This is a genomic window from Cellulosimicrobium sp. ES-005 (genome assembly GCF_040448685.1).
GTDB classification, from domain to species: domain Bacteria; phylum Actinomycetota; class Actinomycetes; order Actinomycetales; family Cellulomonadaceae; genus Cellulosimicrobium; species Cellulosimicrobium cellulans_G.
The window spans coordinates 935,924-951,987 of sequence record NZ_CP159290.1 but is presented as its reverse complement, the minus strand read 5'-3'; the positions used below and the strand labels follow the sequence as shown (position 1 = coordinate 951,987).

Sequence of the window (16,064 nt, the reverse complement as noted above, 5' to 3'; positions counted from 1 at the left end):
ATCGGACCGAGAGCTACGGAGGTCACCCATGGGGGCACGGAAGAGGATGACGGCGTCGCTCCTGACGGCCGTCCTGGTCGGGACGTCGTTCGTCACGCAGTCCGTCGTCGCACGCGCAGACACGCTCACCCAGGAACGGGTGGTTCTCGGCACCGGCACGACCGTCACGGTCGCGGGGCGGGGCTTCGGTCACGGCCGCGGGATGTCGCAGTGGGGGGCACGCGCGGCCGCTTCGCAGGGGGTGGGCTACCAGCAGATCCTGGACGCGTACTACCCCGGTACGGCCCGGGTCACCCAGCCCGCGAGCACGATCAGCGTCCTCATCAGCGGAGACACGGACAACGACGTCCGCATCCTCGCGGTCCCGGGCATGACGGCGAGCGACGCGGTCTCGACCGGCACCCCGATCAGCTTCGGCGGCGTGACACCGCAGCAGTGGCGCATCGTCCGAGGGTCCGGCGGGTTCGTGCTGCACGGGCTCGTCGGCGGGACCTGGAGACAGTGGTCGCAGGGTGCCTCCCCCGGCTTCCTGAGCATCGCCGCGCCGTCGGGGTTCATCCGTCTGATCAGGCCCGACGGCACGCAGACGGACTACCGCGGCACGGTCCGAGCCGTCCCCTCCGGGGCGAGCCCCGGGCAGCAGACCGTCAACGTGGTGGGCCTCGAGGACTACCTGCGCTCCGTCGTGCCGGCGGAGTCGCCGTCGAGCTGGCCGGCGGACGCGCTGCGGGCGCAGGCCGTCGCCGCGCGCACCTACGCGTCGTACGACCGCGCGCACCGGTCGGGCTCGTGGCAGACGTGCGACACCACCGCCTGCCAGGTCTATCCCGGGCACAAGAGCTTCACCTCGGCGGGGGTCGAGACGCGCCACCACGAGGCGGCCTCGACGGACGCCGCCGTCGCCGCGACCTCGGGGCAGGTGCGTCACTACGGCGGCAGCCTCGCCTTCACCCAGTTCGGCTCGTCGAACGGCGGCTGGAGCGCGGCCGGGTCCTTCCCCTACCTCCCGTCCCGACCGGACCCGTGGGACGCACAGGGCAACCCGGTGCACGCGTGGAGCGTCTCGCTCCGAGCCGCGGACGTCGGCGCGCGGTACCCGCAGATCGGCTCGCCCCGCAGCATCGACGTCATGTCGCGTACCGGCGACGGCGAGTGGGGCGGGCGCGTGGTCCGGGTCGTCGTCACCGGCTCGGCAGGCTCCGTCACGCTCACGGGCGCGCAGTTCCGCAGCGCCTTCGGTCTGCGCTCCGACTGGTGGAAGCTCACCGGCACGAGCCGGCTCGACAGCGACTCCACCAACGACGGGCGCGTAGACGTCCTCGGCCAGCGGGCGGACGGCAGTCTGACGGCATACCTCGGGGACGGGGACGGCCGGTTCGTCGGCAGCCGCCCGGCGGGCCACGACTGGCAGACGATGCGGCTCGCGGTCCGCGCCAACGATCTCGATCGCGACGGGCGCGACGACGTCCTCGCCGTCGACCAGGCCGGGCGCCTGTGGCGCTACCCGACGACGGCGGCCGGGACGCTCGGCGCCCGTGTCCAGGCGGGCCATGGCTGGGGCTCCATGCGGTTCCTCGTCGCCCCCGGGGACGTCGGGCGCGACGGGTCGGCCGACCTCCTGGCGGTCGACACGTCGGGCCGGATGTGGCTCTACCCCGGTCTGGGCGACGGGAGGCTCGCGAGCGCCGTGCTCGTGGGCGGCGGCTGGGACGTCATCTCGTGGGTCGGCGGCGGCGGTGACTGGGACGGCGACGGCTGGTCGGACCTGCTGGCGGTCGACGCCGCCGGCCGGCTCCTGCTCTACCGCGGCGACGGGGCGGGCGGGTTCAGCCCGGTGCAGATCGGCTCCGGGTGGCAGGGCATGCGGCTCCTCACCCCGGTGGCCGACTTCGGCCGGGACGGGATCCCCGACCTCCTCGCGGCCGACGCCGCCGGCCGGTTCTACCTCTATCCGTGGACCGGCACGCGGTTCGCCGCCCGGATGCAGGTGGGCTCCGGGTGGAACGGCATCACGAGGACGTTCTGAGGCGTCACCGGCTCACGAGACGGAAGCGCCCGACGGGGCCGTGGCGATCGTCCGCCACGTCCGGAACCCTCCCGACCCGTTGCCCGGGTACAGGACGATCGACCTGTCCGAGCGCGTGGCGACCAGGTCGGGTCGCCCGTCGCCGTCCACGTCGCCCGCACCCACGATGCTCGACATGACGTCCCACCCGGTCCCGATCACCGAGGCCGCCCCGAGCCGTGCGCCGCCGTTGCCCGGGTAGAGCAGGAGCCGCCCGGTGCCGGCCTCGCGCGCGACGAGGTCCGGCGCCGCACCGCCGCGCCAGTGGCCCGCCGAGACGATCCGGTCGAGGAACTGTGCGCCCTGGGCGATCAGGACGCGGGTCCCGAACCCGCCCCGGCCGTCCCCCGGGTACAGCCAGATCTGCCCCGTGCCCCGTTGGAAGGCAAGCAGACCCGGGACGCCCGTCCCGAGCCAGTCGCCCGCTCCGATCACCTGGGTCATGACCTCCCAGCCCGTCCCGACGCGCGTCCCGGACGTCGCGAAGCTGCCGGTCGCCGTGCCGGCGTGGAGGAACAGGTCGCCGTTGCTCCGGCGGGTCATGAGGTCGGGCCGACCGTCACCGTTCCAGTCTCCGGGAGCGATGGCCTCGGCGACGGCCGAACCGGAGATGCCGGTGCCCACGGCCCGCGTGAAGCCCGCGCCACCGAGATAGGAGTAGCGGTGCAGCGCGCCGTCTGCACCCACCGCGAAGAAGTCCTCGCCCCGACCTGCACGACCGGCGGGGTGCACCGCGGTGAACCCCTGCCACTGGTGCCCGATCTGCGACCGTCCGAGCAGCCGTCCGGCACCGTCCCCGACGTAGCGCCACAGATTCCCCTGGACGTCCCGTGCCACGACGTCGGGCAGGCCGTCGTCGTTGAGGTCTCCCGGGCCGACGATGGTCGTCATCACGTCCCAGCCGGACCCGACGAACGTCCGACCGCTGGCGAACCCGCCGCGCCCGTCACCCGTGTACGTGTAGAGGTTGCCGCCGGTCCGCGCGACGAGCGCCGGGCGCCCGTTGCCGAGGTCCCCCACCATGGCGATCGAGCTCATCGCGTTCCAGCCGGTGCCCACCTGCCGCGGTGTGCCGAAGCCGCCGCGCCCGTTGCCGGGGTAGAGCCAGAGCGTCCCGTCGTGCCGCCTCATGAGGAGGTCCGTCGTGTCGTCGCCGTTCCAGTCGTGCCCGCCGACGATCAGGTTCGCGACGCCCCAGCCGACCCCGATCCTCTGCTTCGCGGCCCAGCCGCCGTTCGCGGTGCCCGGGTACAGCCACAGGTCTCCGGACGCCGGGTCGACGATCATGAGGTCCGGGGAACCGTCCCCGTTCCAGTCACCGGGGGCGATCACCCGGGAACCGGGCCAGCCGGAACCGACCGTCCGGGTCTGCCCCCACCCCGAGGCCGTGGCCGTGAGCATCGAGACCCCGGTCGCGGTGCGCGACACGAGGTCCGGGTAGCCGTCGAGCCCGAGGTCCCTCCGGAGGGAACGGTCGTGCACGGGACCCTGACGCGCCGCCGCGAGGGAGCGGATCTGCGGGAGCGCCGCGTAGAGCGTGGCCCCGGGGCACGACGTCTGGCCCACGTCCCGGTGCCCGACGACGATGCTCCCGCCCGCTCCGCGAACGCCGTGGATGTCGAGCTTCCACGCGATGACCGAGGACACGGCGTCGACGGCCGCCCCCGAGACCTGCGCGGCGTCGAAGTTCCCCATCACGGAGACGCCGAAGCGCTGGGAGTTGACCCCGGACGCGTGCGCACCGACGATCCCCCGGTCGATCCCTCCGGCGCGCCCTTCCCAGATGCGCCCGTACTTGTCGACGAGGAAGTTGTACCCGATGTCGCCCCAACCGCGGGACTGCGCGTGGTACGCGTAGATGCCCCGGATGAGTGCCGGGACCTGGTCCGCGGTGTAGTCGTTCGACCCGGCCGTGTGGTGCACGACCGCGCCGACGACGTTGCCGGTCTGGGGCGTCCACGTCATCAGCCGCTCGTCGGCACCCCACTGGGCGCGCGAGTAGATCGCCGGACGGGTCGTGGCGGTCGGCAGCGCGGCCGCCGGTGCGGCGGCGGGAGTCGCGAGCCCGGCGGTCGTGGACCGACCGAGCCCGCCCGCACCGCCGGCTCCCCCTCCCGCGGTCCCCGAGTCCGCGCCGGGGTCGACCACGACCAGGACCGGGTCGACGGGCGTCGGCCCGGTCCCGGGAAGGATCCGCGCCTCGACCTCGTCGACGTCCCCGACGAACAGCGGCTCGGTACCGTCGCGCTGCTCCCCGGCGCCCCCGGTCGGCTCGGCGTCCTCCGCGTGGACGTCGCTCCACCCGGTCCAGACGGTCCCGGTACGTGAACGCACCTCGACGACGACGTCGTCCCCTGCCGACCCGAGGTCCCAGGTGACGCCGACGACGGTCGTCGCACCGGTCGCCGGGCTGGTCGCGGACCAGGTCCCCTCCGGGCTCGGCGTGTCGTCGGCCGGGACCTCGGGGAGCACCTGCTCACCGGGCCCCTCGGCAGCGCCCGCTTCCGACGGCACCGACGCCGTGGGGGCGTCTCCGGACGCGTCGACGGGTTCGAGCGGTGTCTCGTCGATCTCGGGGGCGACCGGTGCGGGCACGGCCGGCGGGGCGGGTGCGACGCGTGGAGCCACAGAGGTCGCGGCCCGTGTCGCGGGGCCGGCCGCCACGGCGGTGGTGCTGCCCGTCACCGCCGACGTCACGGTCACCGCCAGCACCGTCAGGACGGTCGTCCACCTCTTGGCCATCGTGCTCACCCCGGTCGTCGCAGAGATCACCCAGGGCTTGCTCGCGCCCCGACGAACCCGGCCAGTATCACAAGGCGGGCACGTTCTCGCAGGACGATCGCCGGGAGAGTCGGGAGTCGGCCCGGCGACCCCACCACGGGGCCGCCGGGCGCCGGCTCAGAGCGTGACGGTCTGCCCCGACGCGGCCGACTCCAGGACGGCCTCGGCGACCTCGAGGGTGCGCAGGCCCTCCTCCATCGTCACGACGTCCTGGCGGATCCCCCGGACGGCGTCCCGGAACGCCTCGTGCTCGACCCGCAGGGGCTCGCGCTTCGCGAACGCGTAGCGCGTGATGTCGCCCTCGGACACGCCGCGGAACGCCGAGACGGCCTCCCACTCGGTCGGGATGACGCCGTTGGCGTAGAAGGTGAGGTCGGCCGTGCCCGTGTCGGCGACGAACGCACCCCGCTCGCCCGTGACGATCGTGACGCGCTCCTTCATCGGGGAGAGCCAGTTGACGACGTGGTTGGTCACGACGCCGTTCTCCAGGCGGCCGGTCGCGGTCACCATGTCCTCGTGCGGGCGCCCGCTGCGGTGCGTGGTCTGCGCGGCGACCGCACGGTACGCGCTCTGGGCGACCCAGGCCGTGAGGTCGATGTCGTGGGTGCCGAGATCCTTCACCACGCCGACGTCGGCGATGCGCGCCGGGAAAGGCCCCTGCCGCCGGGTCGCGATCTGGTAGACCTCCCCGAGCTCGCCCGCCTCCATGCGGCGACGCAGCTCCTGGAGCGCCGGGTTGAACCGCTCGATGTGCCCGACCGCGCCGACGAGCCCGGCCGCGGCGAACGCCTCGGCGACCTTGCGACCGGCCGCGCTCGTGGCCGCGATGGGCTTCTCCACGAGGGTGTGCACGCCCGCGGCAGCGAGGGCCAGCGCGATCTCCTCGTGGTACACGGTCGGGACCGCGACGACGGCCATCTCGATGCCGGCGCCGATCAGCCCGTCGACGTCGGGCAGGACCGGCAGGTCTCCCGCCACTCCGTAAGGGTCACCGCCGGGGTCGGCGACGGCGACGAGGTCGACGCCGTCGATCTCGCGGAGCACCCGGGCATGGTGCCGCCCCATCGCTCCGAGCCCGATCAGGCCCGCACGCAGGTCTGCCATCACGCACCTGCCTTCACGACGGAGTTGACCGCGGTGACGATGCGCTCGAGGTCGCCCTGGGTGAGCGACGGGTGCACGGGGAGGGAGATCACCTGCTGCGCCGCGATCTCGGTCTCGGGCAGGTCGAGACCGGGCGCGAAGTGCTTCAGGCTCTCGAGGCGGTGGTTCGGGATCGGGTAGTAGACCCCGGAGCCCACACCGTGCTCCTCGCGGAGAGCCGTCACCACGCGGTCGCGGTCGTCGGCGACACGGATCGTGTACTGGTGGTAGACGTGCACCGCCCCGTCCGCGACCGGAGGCGTCACGACGCCCTCGAGGTTCTCCGACAGGAAGGCCGCGTTGCGCTGGCGGTCCGCCGTCCAGCCCTGGACCTTGGTGAGCTGCACCCGGCCGATCGCCGCGTGGACGTCCGTCATGCGGGCGTTGAAGCCGACGACCTCGTTGGCGTACTGGCGCTCCATGCCCTGGTTGCGCAGCAGACGGACGTTGCGCGCGATCTCGTCGGTCGCGCACGAGACCATGCCGCCCTCACCCGACGTCATGTTCTTCGTCGGGTAGAGGCTGAACATGGCGAACGCGCCGAACGAGCCCACCGGGCGTCCGTCGAGGGTCGCCCCGTGCGCCTGTGCCGCGTCCTCGAACAGGAGCAGACCGTGCTCGTCCGCGAGCGCGCCCAGCGCCGTCATGTCCGCCGGGTGCCCGTAGAGGTGCACCGGCATGATGGCCTTGGTCCGCTCCGTGATCGCGGCCCGCACCGCGTCGGGAGCGAGGCAGAACTGGTCCGGCTCGATGTCGGCGAAGACCGGCGTCGCACCGGTCAGCGCGACCGAGTTGGCGGTCGCCGCGAACGTGAAGGACGGGACGATCACCTCGTCGCCGGGGCCGACGCCCGCGGCGAGGAGGCCGAGGTGCAGGCCCGAGGTCCCGGAGTTCACCGCGACGCACGTGCGCCCGCCGACGAGCACCTCGGCGAACTCCTGCTCGAACGCGGCGACCTCAGGTCCCTGCGCGATCATCCCGCTGCGCAGGACGCGGTCCACGGCCGCGCGCTCGTCGTCCCCGACGATCGGCTTCGCCGCGGGGATCAGTGTCTGGCTCATTCGGCCGCAACCTCTCTGATGGTCTCGTCGTGCTCTTCGTAGCGCGTACCCGTCACCGGGCACACCCAGTGCTCCCCGTCGCGCCGCAACGGCTCGCCCGCGCGCCCCACCCAGCCGACGCGCCGCGCCGGGACCCCGACGACGATCGCGTGGTCGGGGACGTCCCTCGTCACGACCGCGCCCGCGGCCACCGTGGCCCAGGCTCCGATCGTCACGGGCGCGACGCACACCGCACGGGCCCCGACCGCGGCGCCCTCGCCGATCGTCACGCCCACCGCGTGCCAGTCGTCCGCGCTCTTCAGCGATCCGTCGGGGTTCACGGCCCGCGGGTAGGTGTCGTTGGTGAGCACCACGGCGGGGCCGATGAACACCCCGTCGGCGAGAGACGCCGGCTCGTACACGAGCGCGTAGTTCTGCACCTTGCAGTTCCGGCCCATCTGTACTCCGGTACCGATGTAGGCCCCGCGCCCCACGACGCACGACTCTCCCATCGACACCCCCTCGCGCACCTGGGCGAGGTGCCAGATCTGGCTGCCGTCGCCGATCGACGCGTCGTCGGCGACGTCGGCGCTCGGGGCGATCCGGACTCCCATGCGGGCTCCTTCGTGTCGGGACGGTGCGCAGCGACCACGTCGGACGCGGACGCCGCGTCGGCAAGGTTACCTGCCGCCGCTGCCCCTCCGAGAGCGGCGAAGGTCCCGACCTTCCCCGGTCGCCTGCAACAATGAGCGACATGCACGAATCGGACGCGGCGGGACCCGGCCGCCCGCCCGTCGAGGCCATCGGCCCCGTCGAGGACGCCTGCCTCGTCGTCCCTCTGTACAACGAGGGCGCGGTCGTGGCCGACGTGGTCAAGAACGCGCTCGGGACGTTCCCCCGGATCGTCTGCGTCGACGACGGCAGCTCGGACGACTCCGCGCAGCGGGCTCGGGAGGCGGGCGCCACGGTCCTGCGCCACGCCGTCAACCTCGGCCAGGGAGCCGCCCTCCAGACGGGGATCGAGTTCGCCCGCGACCTGCCGGGAGCGAAGTACCTCGTCACGTTCGACGCGGACGGTCAGCACCAGGTGGAGGACGCCGCCGCGATGGTCGAGCTGGCCCGGCGCGAGGACGTCGCGATCGTCTTCGGCTCGCGGTTCCTCGACGCGCGGACCCGGCCCGGGCTCCTCAAGCGTGCGGTCCTGCGCACGGCCGTCTGGTTCACGAACCAGAGCACCGGCCTGCGGCTCACCGACGCCCACAACGGGCTGCGGGTCGTCCGCGTCGACGCGGCGCGCCAGGTCGAGCTGCGCCAGGACCGCATGGCGCACGCGAGCGAGATCGTGCTGCAGCTCGGGCGCACCGGGCTCCCCTGGCGCGAGTACCCCGTGCACGTCCTCTACACGGACTACTCCCGGGCCAAGGGCCAGTCGCTCTGGAACTCCGTGAACATCCTGGTCGACCTCGTGTTCAAGTAGACGGGAGCGCACATGCTCATCCAGATCGTCCTCGTCGCCGCGATCGCCGTGGTCACGGTCCTGCTCACCCGCTCCACGGTCGACGCCCGGCACCAGGCGATCCGCCGCCTGCTGCTCGTCGGGTTCGTCGTGGTCGCCGGGCTCTCCGTCCTGTTCCCCGAGTGGCTCACCCGGCTGGCCAACATGCTCGGCGTCGGCCGCGGGACCGACCTCCTCCTCTACGCCCTCGTCATCGCGTTCGTGAGCTACATCGCCACGAGCCACCGGCGTGCGAACGCTCTCGCCCGCAAGATCACGCTGCTCACGCGCGAGCTGAGCCTCGCGGAGGCGAGGCTCAGCCGGGTCGACGCGTCGGTCGACGAGCTCGAGCAGCGCGACGGCCAGGGCGGCCGGCCGGACGCGCCGCCCGCCGGCTGACCGATCGGTCCTCGTAGCCGTCCGCGCCTGCACAACTCCTCCACCCCGCGAGCCCGTAGCCCGCGCGGCCAGGTCGCACAGCGCGCCTATGCTCGACTCCCGTGACAGCCCGTTCCCGTGCCCAGACCCGCGATGCGGCGGCCGACAAGCCGTCGCGCGGTCCGGCGCACGCGCGAGCCATGAGGACCCACGGGGCTGTCCGAACCGTCGGGCTCGTCGCCACGGCGGTGCTCGCGTTCGGCGCGGTCGGCGGCGCCGCCGCGGTGTCGAGAATCCAGGGGAACATCGCGCCGTCGGACGGGCTCGAGCTCCTGACGGACCGACCTGAGCCGTCCACCCCGGACCCGAGCGACCCCAACGCCGGGAAGCCCCTCAACATCCTCGTGATGGGCTCGGACGAGCGCGGCGGCGAGAACGGCCACGAGGTCGCGGGCGTCGAGGGCATGCGCTCGGACACGACGATCCTCGTGCACGTCTCGGCAGACCGGACGCGCGTGGAGATGATCTCGATCCCCCGCGACTCACGGGTGGACGTCCCGGCGTGCCACACGACGAACGGCAAGACGACCGCGCCGGCCACCACCCGCTTCAACGCCGCGTTCGCGAACGGCGCGACCGTCGGTGGCGACGTCGACTCGGCCGCCGCGTGCGCGACCCAGACCGTCGAGAGCCTGACCGACGTGTTCGTCGACGGCTTCGTCGTCGTCGACTTCGCGGGTTTCCAGAACATGGTCACGGCGATCGGCGGCGTCCCCATCTGCATCCCCGAGCCGATCGACTCGCCCAAGGCGGACCTTCGGCTGGACGCAGGGATGCAGACGCTCGACGGCGCCCAGGCGCTCGGGTTCGCGCGGGCGCGCTACGGCGTGGGCGACGGGTCGGACCTCAGCCGTATCGGCCGCCAGCAGCAGCTCCTCGCCGCGACGGTGAACCAGGTGCTCTCGAAGAACGTGCTCTCGGACCTCGGCCAGATCTACGGGTTCGTCGACGCGGGCACCAAGTCTCTGACCATGAGCGCGAACCTGTCGTCGATCCCGAGCCTCGCCGGGCTCGCCTTCAGCCTCAAGGGCGCGACCAGTGGCAACATCACCTTCATGACCGTTCCCAACGCGCCGGACCCGCAGGACCCCGACGCGAAGGTCGTCTGGACGTCGGAGGCCGACGAGCTCTGGGCCACGGTGCGCGCCGACGAGCCGATCGCCGCGCCCGCACCCGCGACCGACGAGGCCGCAGGCGGGTCCACCGACGCCGCCGAGGCCACCGAGCCGCCGTCGCAGACCGGGGAGGGCGCAGCCGACCCGACGGGCGACGCGGCCGCCGAGCCCGCCCCGGTGCAGACGAAGGAAGCCGGCAAGGAGGCGTTCTCCGCCGCCGACGAGACCGCGCAGTGCGGGTGACGCCATGACCGACCCCTCGCGCGACCCCCGGTCGCTCCCCCCGAGCTTCACGCCCCAGGGCGGCCGCGCCCCGCGTCCGTCGTCCGTCGACGACGCGATCGCCGTGGGCAACAGCGGGCGCGCCCCGGCGCGCCCCCGCCCCGCCGTGCCCGACGACGCCGTGCGCCTCGAGCCCCGCATCAAGCGCCAGTCGTCGCGCGAGATCCCCGTGACCCCCGCACGCAAGGGCACGCCGCCGCCGGCGCCGCCCGCGCGCGGCGCACGCCCGCGGACGAGCTCCGCGGCGTCCGCGCTCCCGCCGTCGGTCGCGCCGTCGCGCCAGCCCCGCCAGGCGACGGCGGCACCTCCGCGCGTCTCGTCGTCGCCCCACGCGGGTGCGCAGGCCGTGCCCACGACGACGCGGAGCCGTCCGGGCGCGGCGCCGCGGCCGAGCACCGGCCGACCCGGTGGCGGGGGTGGGCGACCGCCGTCGGGCACGGGGACCCCTCGAGCCGGCGGGGGCGGGTTCCGCGTCCGCAAGGGCCGCGTCGTCGGGCTCGTCGCGTGCGTCGTGATCGTCGCGCTCCTCGCCTGGCCGGTCGGCCTGCTCATCTGGGCGAACGGCAAGATCCAGCACGTCGAGGCCCTCTCCGGTGCGCCCGGCACGCCCGGGAACACCTATCTCCTCGCGGGCTCCGACGCGCGCGGCGAAGGCATCAGCGAGGACGGCACCGAGGGCGCGCGCACGGACACGATCATGGTCCTGCACGCCCCGCCGAGCGGCCCGGTCGCGCTCATCAGCCTGCCGCGCGACACGTACGCGGAGATCCCGGGCAACGGCGCGAGCAAGCTCAACTCGGCGTACTCGTGGGGTGGCCCGCCGCTGCTCGTGCAGACGGTCGAGCAGCTCACCGGCCTCACGGTCGACCACTACGTCGAGGTCGGGTTCGGCGGGGTCGAGGGCATCGTCGACGCCGTCGGCGGCGTCGAGCTGTGCCTCGACTACGACGTGAACGACGAACGCAGCGAACTCGTGTGGACCGCCGGGTGCCACGTCGCCGACGGCCACACCGCGCTCGCGTTCTCGCGGATGCGCTACTCCGACCCGAAGGGCGACATCGGCCGTGCCGAGCGCCAGCGCCAGGTCATCGGCGCCATCAGCTCGAAGGCGGCGAACCCGAGCATCCTGTTCCGCCCCGGCGACCAGGTCTCGCTGCTGGACTCCGGCCTCGGGTCGCTCACCGTCGACGAGAGCACGGGCATCGTCGACCTCGGCAAGCTCGCCCTCGCGTTCCGCAAGGCCAACGGTCCCGACGGCATCACGGGCACGCCGCCGATCTCGAACCCCGACTACCGGCCGGGCGGCAACGTCGGGTCCACCGTGCAGCTGAACCCCGAGACCGTGGGGCAGTTCTGGATCGACATCCGTGACGGCAACCTCACCCCGGGGCAGGTCGGCGGCCTGCCGCAGTAGTCGTCACCACCACCCGGTCGCGACACCGAGCCGCTCGTCGAACACCGGGCTGAGCGTCACGGCATAGGTCGCCGTCAGATGGTTGTCGTCGCGGTAGACGAACCGGTTGCCCTGGACCGGCCGGCAGACACGGTCCGGGCAGAGGACGTCGTTGAAGTCGAGGATCGTCGTGTTCCACAGCTCCTGCACGGCGTCGAGCGACGGGTCCACGTCGTCCAGGACGTCCTCCCACGCCACGGCGCACTCGTCCGACTCCGAGCCGTGGACGGCCGCGCACTCGGGCATCCAGAACGGCAGCCACGGGTTGTCGCGGATGGCCACGACCGGGACGTCCTCCAGGGCGAGCCGCTCCCAGACACGGACGTACGCGTCGGGGACCACCTCACGGGGCCCGTCCGACTTCGTCGGACGCGTCGAGGTCGTGATGACCACGTCAGGTTCGAGCGACAGGACGTAGTCCATCGCGTCGCGCTGCCAGGTCGCGCACTCGCCGTCGACGTCGCCGTCCTCGGGGTCGAGGAAGAGGCACCCCGCCTTGAGGACGGGGACGACACGAAAGCCCCGACGGTCGGCGATCGGTTCGAGCGCGGCGAACCAGTGCTCGCTGTGCGACGCACCGACCAGCGCGACGACCGTCGCGGCATCCTCCGGGCCGTACGAGCACCGCTTGACGTCGCTCTCCCCGTCCCCCGTCATGCAGCCGTCCAGGACGACCCGCGACGTGTCCTCGAGCACGGCCTCCACGGCGGGCACCGGGTCGGCAGCCGCCGCCGCGTACGCGCCCGGTTCGAGGACGGAGAGCGCCCCCGGGTACGCAGCGACGTCGACGTCCTGCAGGGTGCCCTGGTACGAGCGCTGGACCGACAGGACGTGGGCGTGCCACGCGAGCGGCACGACCGCGACGGTCACGGTGACCACAGCGACGAGAGGACGCAGCACCCACCGCGGAGGCCGTGTGCGCGTGGCGCCTCGGGCATCTCGAGGGTCCCGACGGAGCACGTCCTCGACGAGCTGCTTCGTCAGGACCGCCAGCACGGCCGAGAGGCCGAGCACGCCGATCCCTGCGAGCCAGCCCACCGGCCGGTCGCGGAGGACGATCGTGAACACGAGCACGGGCCAGTGCCACAGGTAGAAGGCGTACGCGTACCCGCCGGCTCGGGCGACCGGAGCCCACGCGAGGAGCCTCGAGACCGACCACGCGGGAGCGACGGCGATCCCGCGCGGGTCGGGCGTCCCCGCGACGACGACGAGCGCGGCGCCTGCGAGAGGAACGAGCGTGGCGGGGCCGGGGAAGAGCGCCGCGCCGTCCACGAGGAGGCCGCTGGCGACGACGAGCGCGAGCCCGACCCAGCCCGCGACGAGCCCCGACGCACCGGGCAGGCGCACGCGCGTCACCAGGAGCGCGAGCAGCGCACCCGCGAGGTACTCCCACGCGCGCGCCACCGTGTCGTAGTAGGCGAACGCCTGGTCGGCGCGCACCGCGACCACGGCGTAGACGAACGAGGCGACGGCCCCGGTCACCACCGTCGCGTGCACGATCGCCAGGCGCGTCGCGATCCCCGCGCGACCTGCCGACCACCAGACGAGCAGGAGAAGGACAGGAAGCCCGACGAAGAGCTGTCCCTGGACGGAGAGGGACCAGACGTGCTGGAGCGGGCTCTGTCCCACGTCGGCCGCACCGTAGGCCTGCTCCGCGGCGGCGAGCCGCCAGTTCTCGGCGTAGAGCAGCGACCCGAGCACGTCGCCCGAGACCCCCGTCCACCGGGTGCGCGGGAGGAGCACCGCGCTCGCGACGAGCACCGCGGCGAGCACCAGGACGAGCGCCGGAAGGAGCCGGCGGGCGAGCCGCGGGAGGTAGGTTCGCAGCCGCACCGGCGCTCCGCGGGCGAACGAGCGGAGCAGGCCCCCGGCGACGAAGAACCCCGAGAGCATGAGGAAGACGTCCACCCCGCCCGAGACGCGGTGGACCCACACGTGGTAGACGGCGACCAGCACGACCGCGAGCGCGCGCAGGCCGTCGAGGTCGTGCCGGTAGGGCACGGCAGCGCCTGTCGACCGGTCCGCCGCACGTGACCGCGCATGACGGGGCGGCGTCGTCGGCCGGGTCGGGCCGACGGAGCGAGCCCTCGCTCCGACAGGTCCGGTCATGACGGCTCCCCGTGTCGCGTCGACGTCGCGCGGTCGGTCCACGGTGACAGCTCGTCCTCGAGGAACGGGGCCAGCGAACGAGCGTAGTCCCACGTGAGGTGGTTGTCGTCGAGGTAGACGTGCACGTTCCCCACCACCGGGACGCACCACCCGTCGGGGCACACCGCCCCAGAGAGGTCGACGAGCACCGACCCGTCGCCCACCCGGAGGTCCTCGGCGGGGTTCCGTGGGGCGGAGCGGGACGCGAGGTCGTGGCGGCACACGTCCGCATCGGGACCGTGCTGCTCGGCGCAGACGAACATGTCCGTCGAGAACCGCGGGTTGTCCCGGACCCCGAGGAGCGCGATCCCCGCGTCGGAGAGCACGTCGACCGCCTCTTGGAGCCCGACGACGACGGTCTCGCCCGTGCCGTCGGCCTCGGCGGCCGTCGTGACGGTGAAGACCGCGTCCGGACCGAGCTCGAGGACGTAGTCGAGCACCTGCTCGTTCCACTCGCGGCAGGGGTGGCCCGCCGTGCCGAACGAACATCCCCCGTAGAGGACCGAGACCAGGGTCCAGCCCTCGCGCTCGGCGACGGGGATCAGCGCACCCATGAACTGCTCGCTGTGCGAGTCGCCCACCACCACGACCGTCGGACCCTCCGGAGCGGGGGGAACGAGCTGCCCGCACCGCTTCGCGAGCTCCGCGACGTCGGGCGCGAACCTTCCCGAGCAGCGTTCCGTGAGCGACACCCACTGGGCGTCGAGCGCGGTCGCCACGGGGACGGGAGGTGCGGTCGGGTCCGACGCGTCCTGGTATCCCGGCAGGAGCACGCGCGCGCCCGGGTTGTCGGCGGAGGCGCCCACCAGCGCCTCGGCGGCCCGCGCGCGCTCGGCCGACTGCCAGGCGGCGAGGGGAACGGCCACGACCGTGACCGCGACGAGCACGGCGACCGCACCGCGCCACGGGACGGTCCGCGCCCACGCCAGGTCCCGGACGGGACGCTCGACGAGCGAGGTGAGGAGGCGGGCGAGGACGAGGGACACGACCACGATCACCGCACCCTCGTGCCAGGACGGGACCTGACGTCCCGTGACCACCCGCCAGGTGATGAGCAGCGGCCAGTGCACGAGGTAGAGGGCGTAGGCGTCCCGCCCGAGCGACCGCAGCACCGGGTGCGCGAGCACGTTGCCCACGGCCCACGGGTGCGCCGCCGTGCCTGCGACGATCACGGCGGCGGCCGCCATCGTGGGCCACAGCGCGAAGTAGCCCGGGAACCCGCCCTGGACGTCGAGCACGAGCCCACACGTCACGATCAGGGCGAGCCCCGCCCAGCCGACGATCAGGGCGACCCGTGCCGGCAGGCGCACGAGCGGCAGGGCGACCGCGACGAGCGACCCGAGCGCGAACTCCCACAGCCGCGCCCTCGTGTCGAAGTAGGCGAGCCCCTGGTCCGACGCCGTCTCGACGACGGAGAAGGCCAGCGAGGCCGCGAACACCGTCCCGAACACCACGAGGAGCACAGGGGTGACGGAGAGCCTCAGGCGCCGGACGACGAGCCCGGACAGGAGCAGGAGGAGCGGCCAGAGGACGAAGACCTGGCCCTGGACCGAGAGCGACCAGTAGTGCTGGAGCGGGCTCGCGACCGCGCCGTCCCGGGCGTAGTAGTCCACGGACTCGCGGGCGAGCTCCCAGTTCTGGACGTAGCCCAGCGACGCCCAGGTCTGCGTCCAGACCGACGGCCACGACGACGGCGGGTAGAGCAGGAACGCGGTCCCGAGGACGCCGAGGAGCACCACCGCGGAGACGGGGACGAGGCGCTTGAACGTGCGCGCCCAGTACGCCCCGACGGCGACCCCGCGCCCGGCGCTCAGGCGGCGCGCGAACGAACCCGTGAGGAAGAACGCCGAGAGCATGAGGAACACGTCCACGCCACCCGACACCCTGCCGAGCCAGACGTGGTAGACCACCACGAGGAGGATCGCGACCGCCCGGAGGCCGTCGAGGTCGTAGCGGTAGCCGTCGCGCGAGGTCGCGGTCCTCGGGCGGGCGTGCCGTCGGACCGCACCGGGGGTCGCGTCGGACGACGCCGTCGGCGCCCATGCTGCCTGCGGTGCTGCCACGTGAAACTGCTCCGGGTGGGTGTCGGACCGACCCGCCACGG

At 73.5% G+C, this 16,064-nt stretch carries 11 protein-coding genes; 5 read left to right on the top strand and 6 right to left on the bottom strand.

Features of this window, described 5'->3' with window-relative positions; all coding sequences use genetic code 11:
- Window positions 1-28 precede the first annotated feature (28 nt).
- Window positions 29-2,026: a SpoIID/LytB domain-containing protein gene (locus tag ABRQ22_RS04110; protein ID WP_353708677.1), complete on the top strand. Its 1,998-nt coding sequence runs from the start codon at window positions 29-31 to the stop codon at window positions 2,024-2,026.
- Window positions 2,027-2,038: 12 nt separating this feature from the next.
- On the opposite strand, the gene ABRQ22_RS04105 is transcribed toward ABRQ22_RS04110, so the two are convergent.
- The 4 genes from ABRQ22_RS04105 to ABRQ22_RS04090 form a co-directional block, all read right to left on the bottom strand.
- Window positions 2,039-4,837, bottom strand: coding sequence for an FG-GAP-like repeat-containing protein (locus ABRQ22_RS04105; RefSeq protein ID WP_353708676.1), 2,799 nt, complete (start codon window positions 4,835-4,837; stop codon window positions 2,039-2,041).
- A 126-nt stretch (window positions 4,838-4,963) separates the two neighbouring features.
- A complete protein-coding gene (locus ABRQ22_RS04100) occupies window positions 4,964-5,950 on the bottom strand; it encodes a Gfo/Idh/MocA family oxidoreductase (protein ID WP_253053139.1) in 987 nt (328 codons plus the stop codon).
- On the bottom strand, window positions 5,950-7,050 hold the full coding sequence (locus ABRQ22_RS04095) for a DegT/DnrJ/EryC1/StrS family aminotransferase (protein WP_253053137.1): 1,101 nt from the start codon (window positions 7,048-7,050) through the stop codon (window positions 5,950-5,952). The genes ABRQ22_RS04100 and ABRQ22_RS04095 overlap by 1 nt, the downstream gene beginning before the upstream one ends.
- On the bottom strand, window positions 7,047-7,643 hold the full coding sequence (locus ABRQ22_RS04090; protein WP_253053135.1) for an acyltransferase: 597 nt from the start codon (window positions 7,641-7,643) through the stop codon (window positions 7,047-7,049). Before ABRQ22_RS04090 ends, ABRQ22_RS04095 begins: the two co-directional genes overlap by 4 nt.
- 140 nt (window positions 7,644-7,783) lie before the next feature.
- Between ABRQ22_RS04090 and ABRQ22_RS04085 the strand changes: the two genes are divergently transcribed.
- From ABRQ22_RS04085 to ABRQ22_RS04070, 4 genes are all read left to right on the top strand, one after another.
- Window positions 7,784-8,506 carry a glycosyltransferase family 2 protein gene (locus ABRQ22_RS04085; RefSeq protein ID WP_253053133.1) on the top strand — a complete coding sequence of 241 codons (723 nt, stop codon included), beginning with the start codon at window positions 7,784-7,786 and terminating at the stop codon, window positions 8,504-8,506.
- 12 nt (window positions 8,507-8,518) lie between these two features.
- Entirely contained in the window at window positions 8,519-8,923 is a 405-nt protein-coding gene (locus tag ABRQ22_RS04080; RefSeq protein ID WP_353708675.1) for a DUF2304 domain-containing protein, read from the top strand.
- A 179-nt stretch (window positions 8,924-9,102) separates the two neighbouring features.
- Window positions 9,103-10,320 carry an LCP family protein gene (locus ABRQ22_RS04075; protein ID WP_353708674.1) on the top strand — a complete coding sequence of 406 codons (1,218 nt, stop codon included), beginning with the start codon at window positions 9,103-9,105 and terminating at the stop codon, window positions 10,318-10,320.
- A gap of 4 nt (window positions 10,321-10,324) precedes the next feature.
- Window positions 10,325-11,773, top strand: a complete 1,449-nt coding sequence (locus tag ABRQ22_RS04070; protein WP_353708673.1) for an LCP family protein — start codon at window positions 10,325-10,327, stop codon at window positions 11,771-11,773.
- Between the two features lie 3 nt (window positions 11,774-11,776).
- On the opposite strand, the gene ABRQ22_RS04065 is transcribed toward ABRQ22_RS04070, so the two are convergent.
- Together ABRQ22_RS04065 and ABRQ22_RS04060 are read right to left on the bottom strand one after the other, a co-directional pair.
- Window positions 11,777-13,813, bottom strand: coding sequence for an acyltransferase family protein (locus ABRQ22_RS04065; RefSeq protein ID WP_353708672.1), 2,037 nt, complete (start codon window positions 13,811-13,813; stop codon window positions 11,777-11,779).
- A gap of 104 nt (window positions 13,814-13,917) precedes the next feature.
- A complete protein-coding gene (locus ABRQ22_RS04060) occupies window positions 13,918-16,023 on the bottom strand; it encodes an acyltransferase family protein (protein ID WP_353708671.1) in 2,106 nt (701 codons plus the stop codon).
- Window positions 16,024-16,064 lie beyond the last annotated feature (41 nt).

What these genes read in the sequence shown, in the direction of transcription:
- ABRQ22_RS04110 (WP_353708677.1), top strand. Translation starts at nt 29, where the DNA reads ATGGGGGCACGGAAGAGGATGACGGCGTCGCTCCTGACGGCCGTCCTG.
- ABRQ22_RS04100 (WP_253053139.1), bottom strand. Translation starts at nt 5,950, where the DNA reads ATGGCAGACCTGCGTGCGGGCCTGATCGGGCTCGGAGCGATGGGGCGG.
- ABRQ22_RS04095 (WP_253053137.1), bottom strand. Translation starts at nt 7,050, where the DNA reads ATGAGCCAGACACTGATCCCCGCGGCGAAGCCGATCGTCGGGGACGAC.
- ABRQ22_RS04090 (WP_253053135.1), bottom strand. Translation starts at nt 7,643, where the DNA reads ATGGGAGTCCGGATCGCCCCGAGCGCCGACGTCGCCGACGACGCGTCG.
- ABRQ22_RS04085 (WP_253053133.1), top strand. Translation starts at nt 7,784, where the DNA reads ATGCACGAATCGGACGCGGCGGGACCCGGCCGCCCGCCCGTCGAGGCC.
- ABRQ22_RS04080 (WP_353708675.1), top strand. Translation starts at nt 8,519, where the DNA reads ATGCTCATCCAGATCGTCCTCGTCGCCGCGATCGCCGTGGTCACGGTC.
- ABRQ22_RS04075 (WP_353708674.1), top strand. Translation starts at nt 9,103, where the DNA reads ATGAGGACCCACGGGGCTGTCCGAACCGTCGGGCTCGTCGCCACGGCG.
- ABRQ22_RS04070 (WP_353708673.1), top strand. Translation starts at nt 10,325, where the DNA reads ATGACCGACCCCTCGCGCGACCCCCGGTCGCTCCCCCCGAGCTTCACG.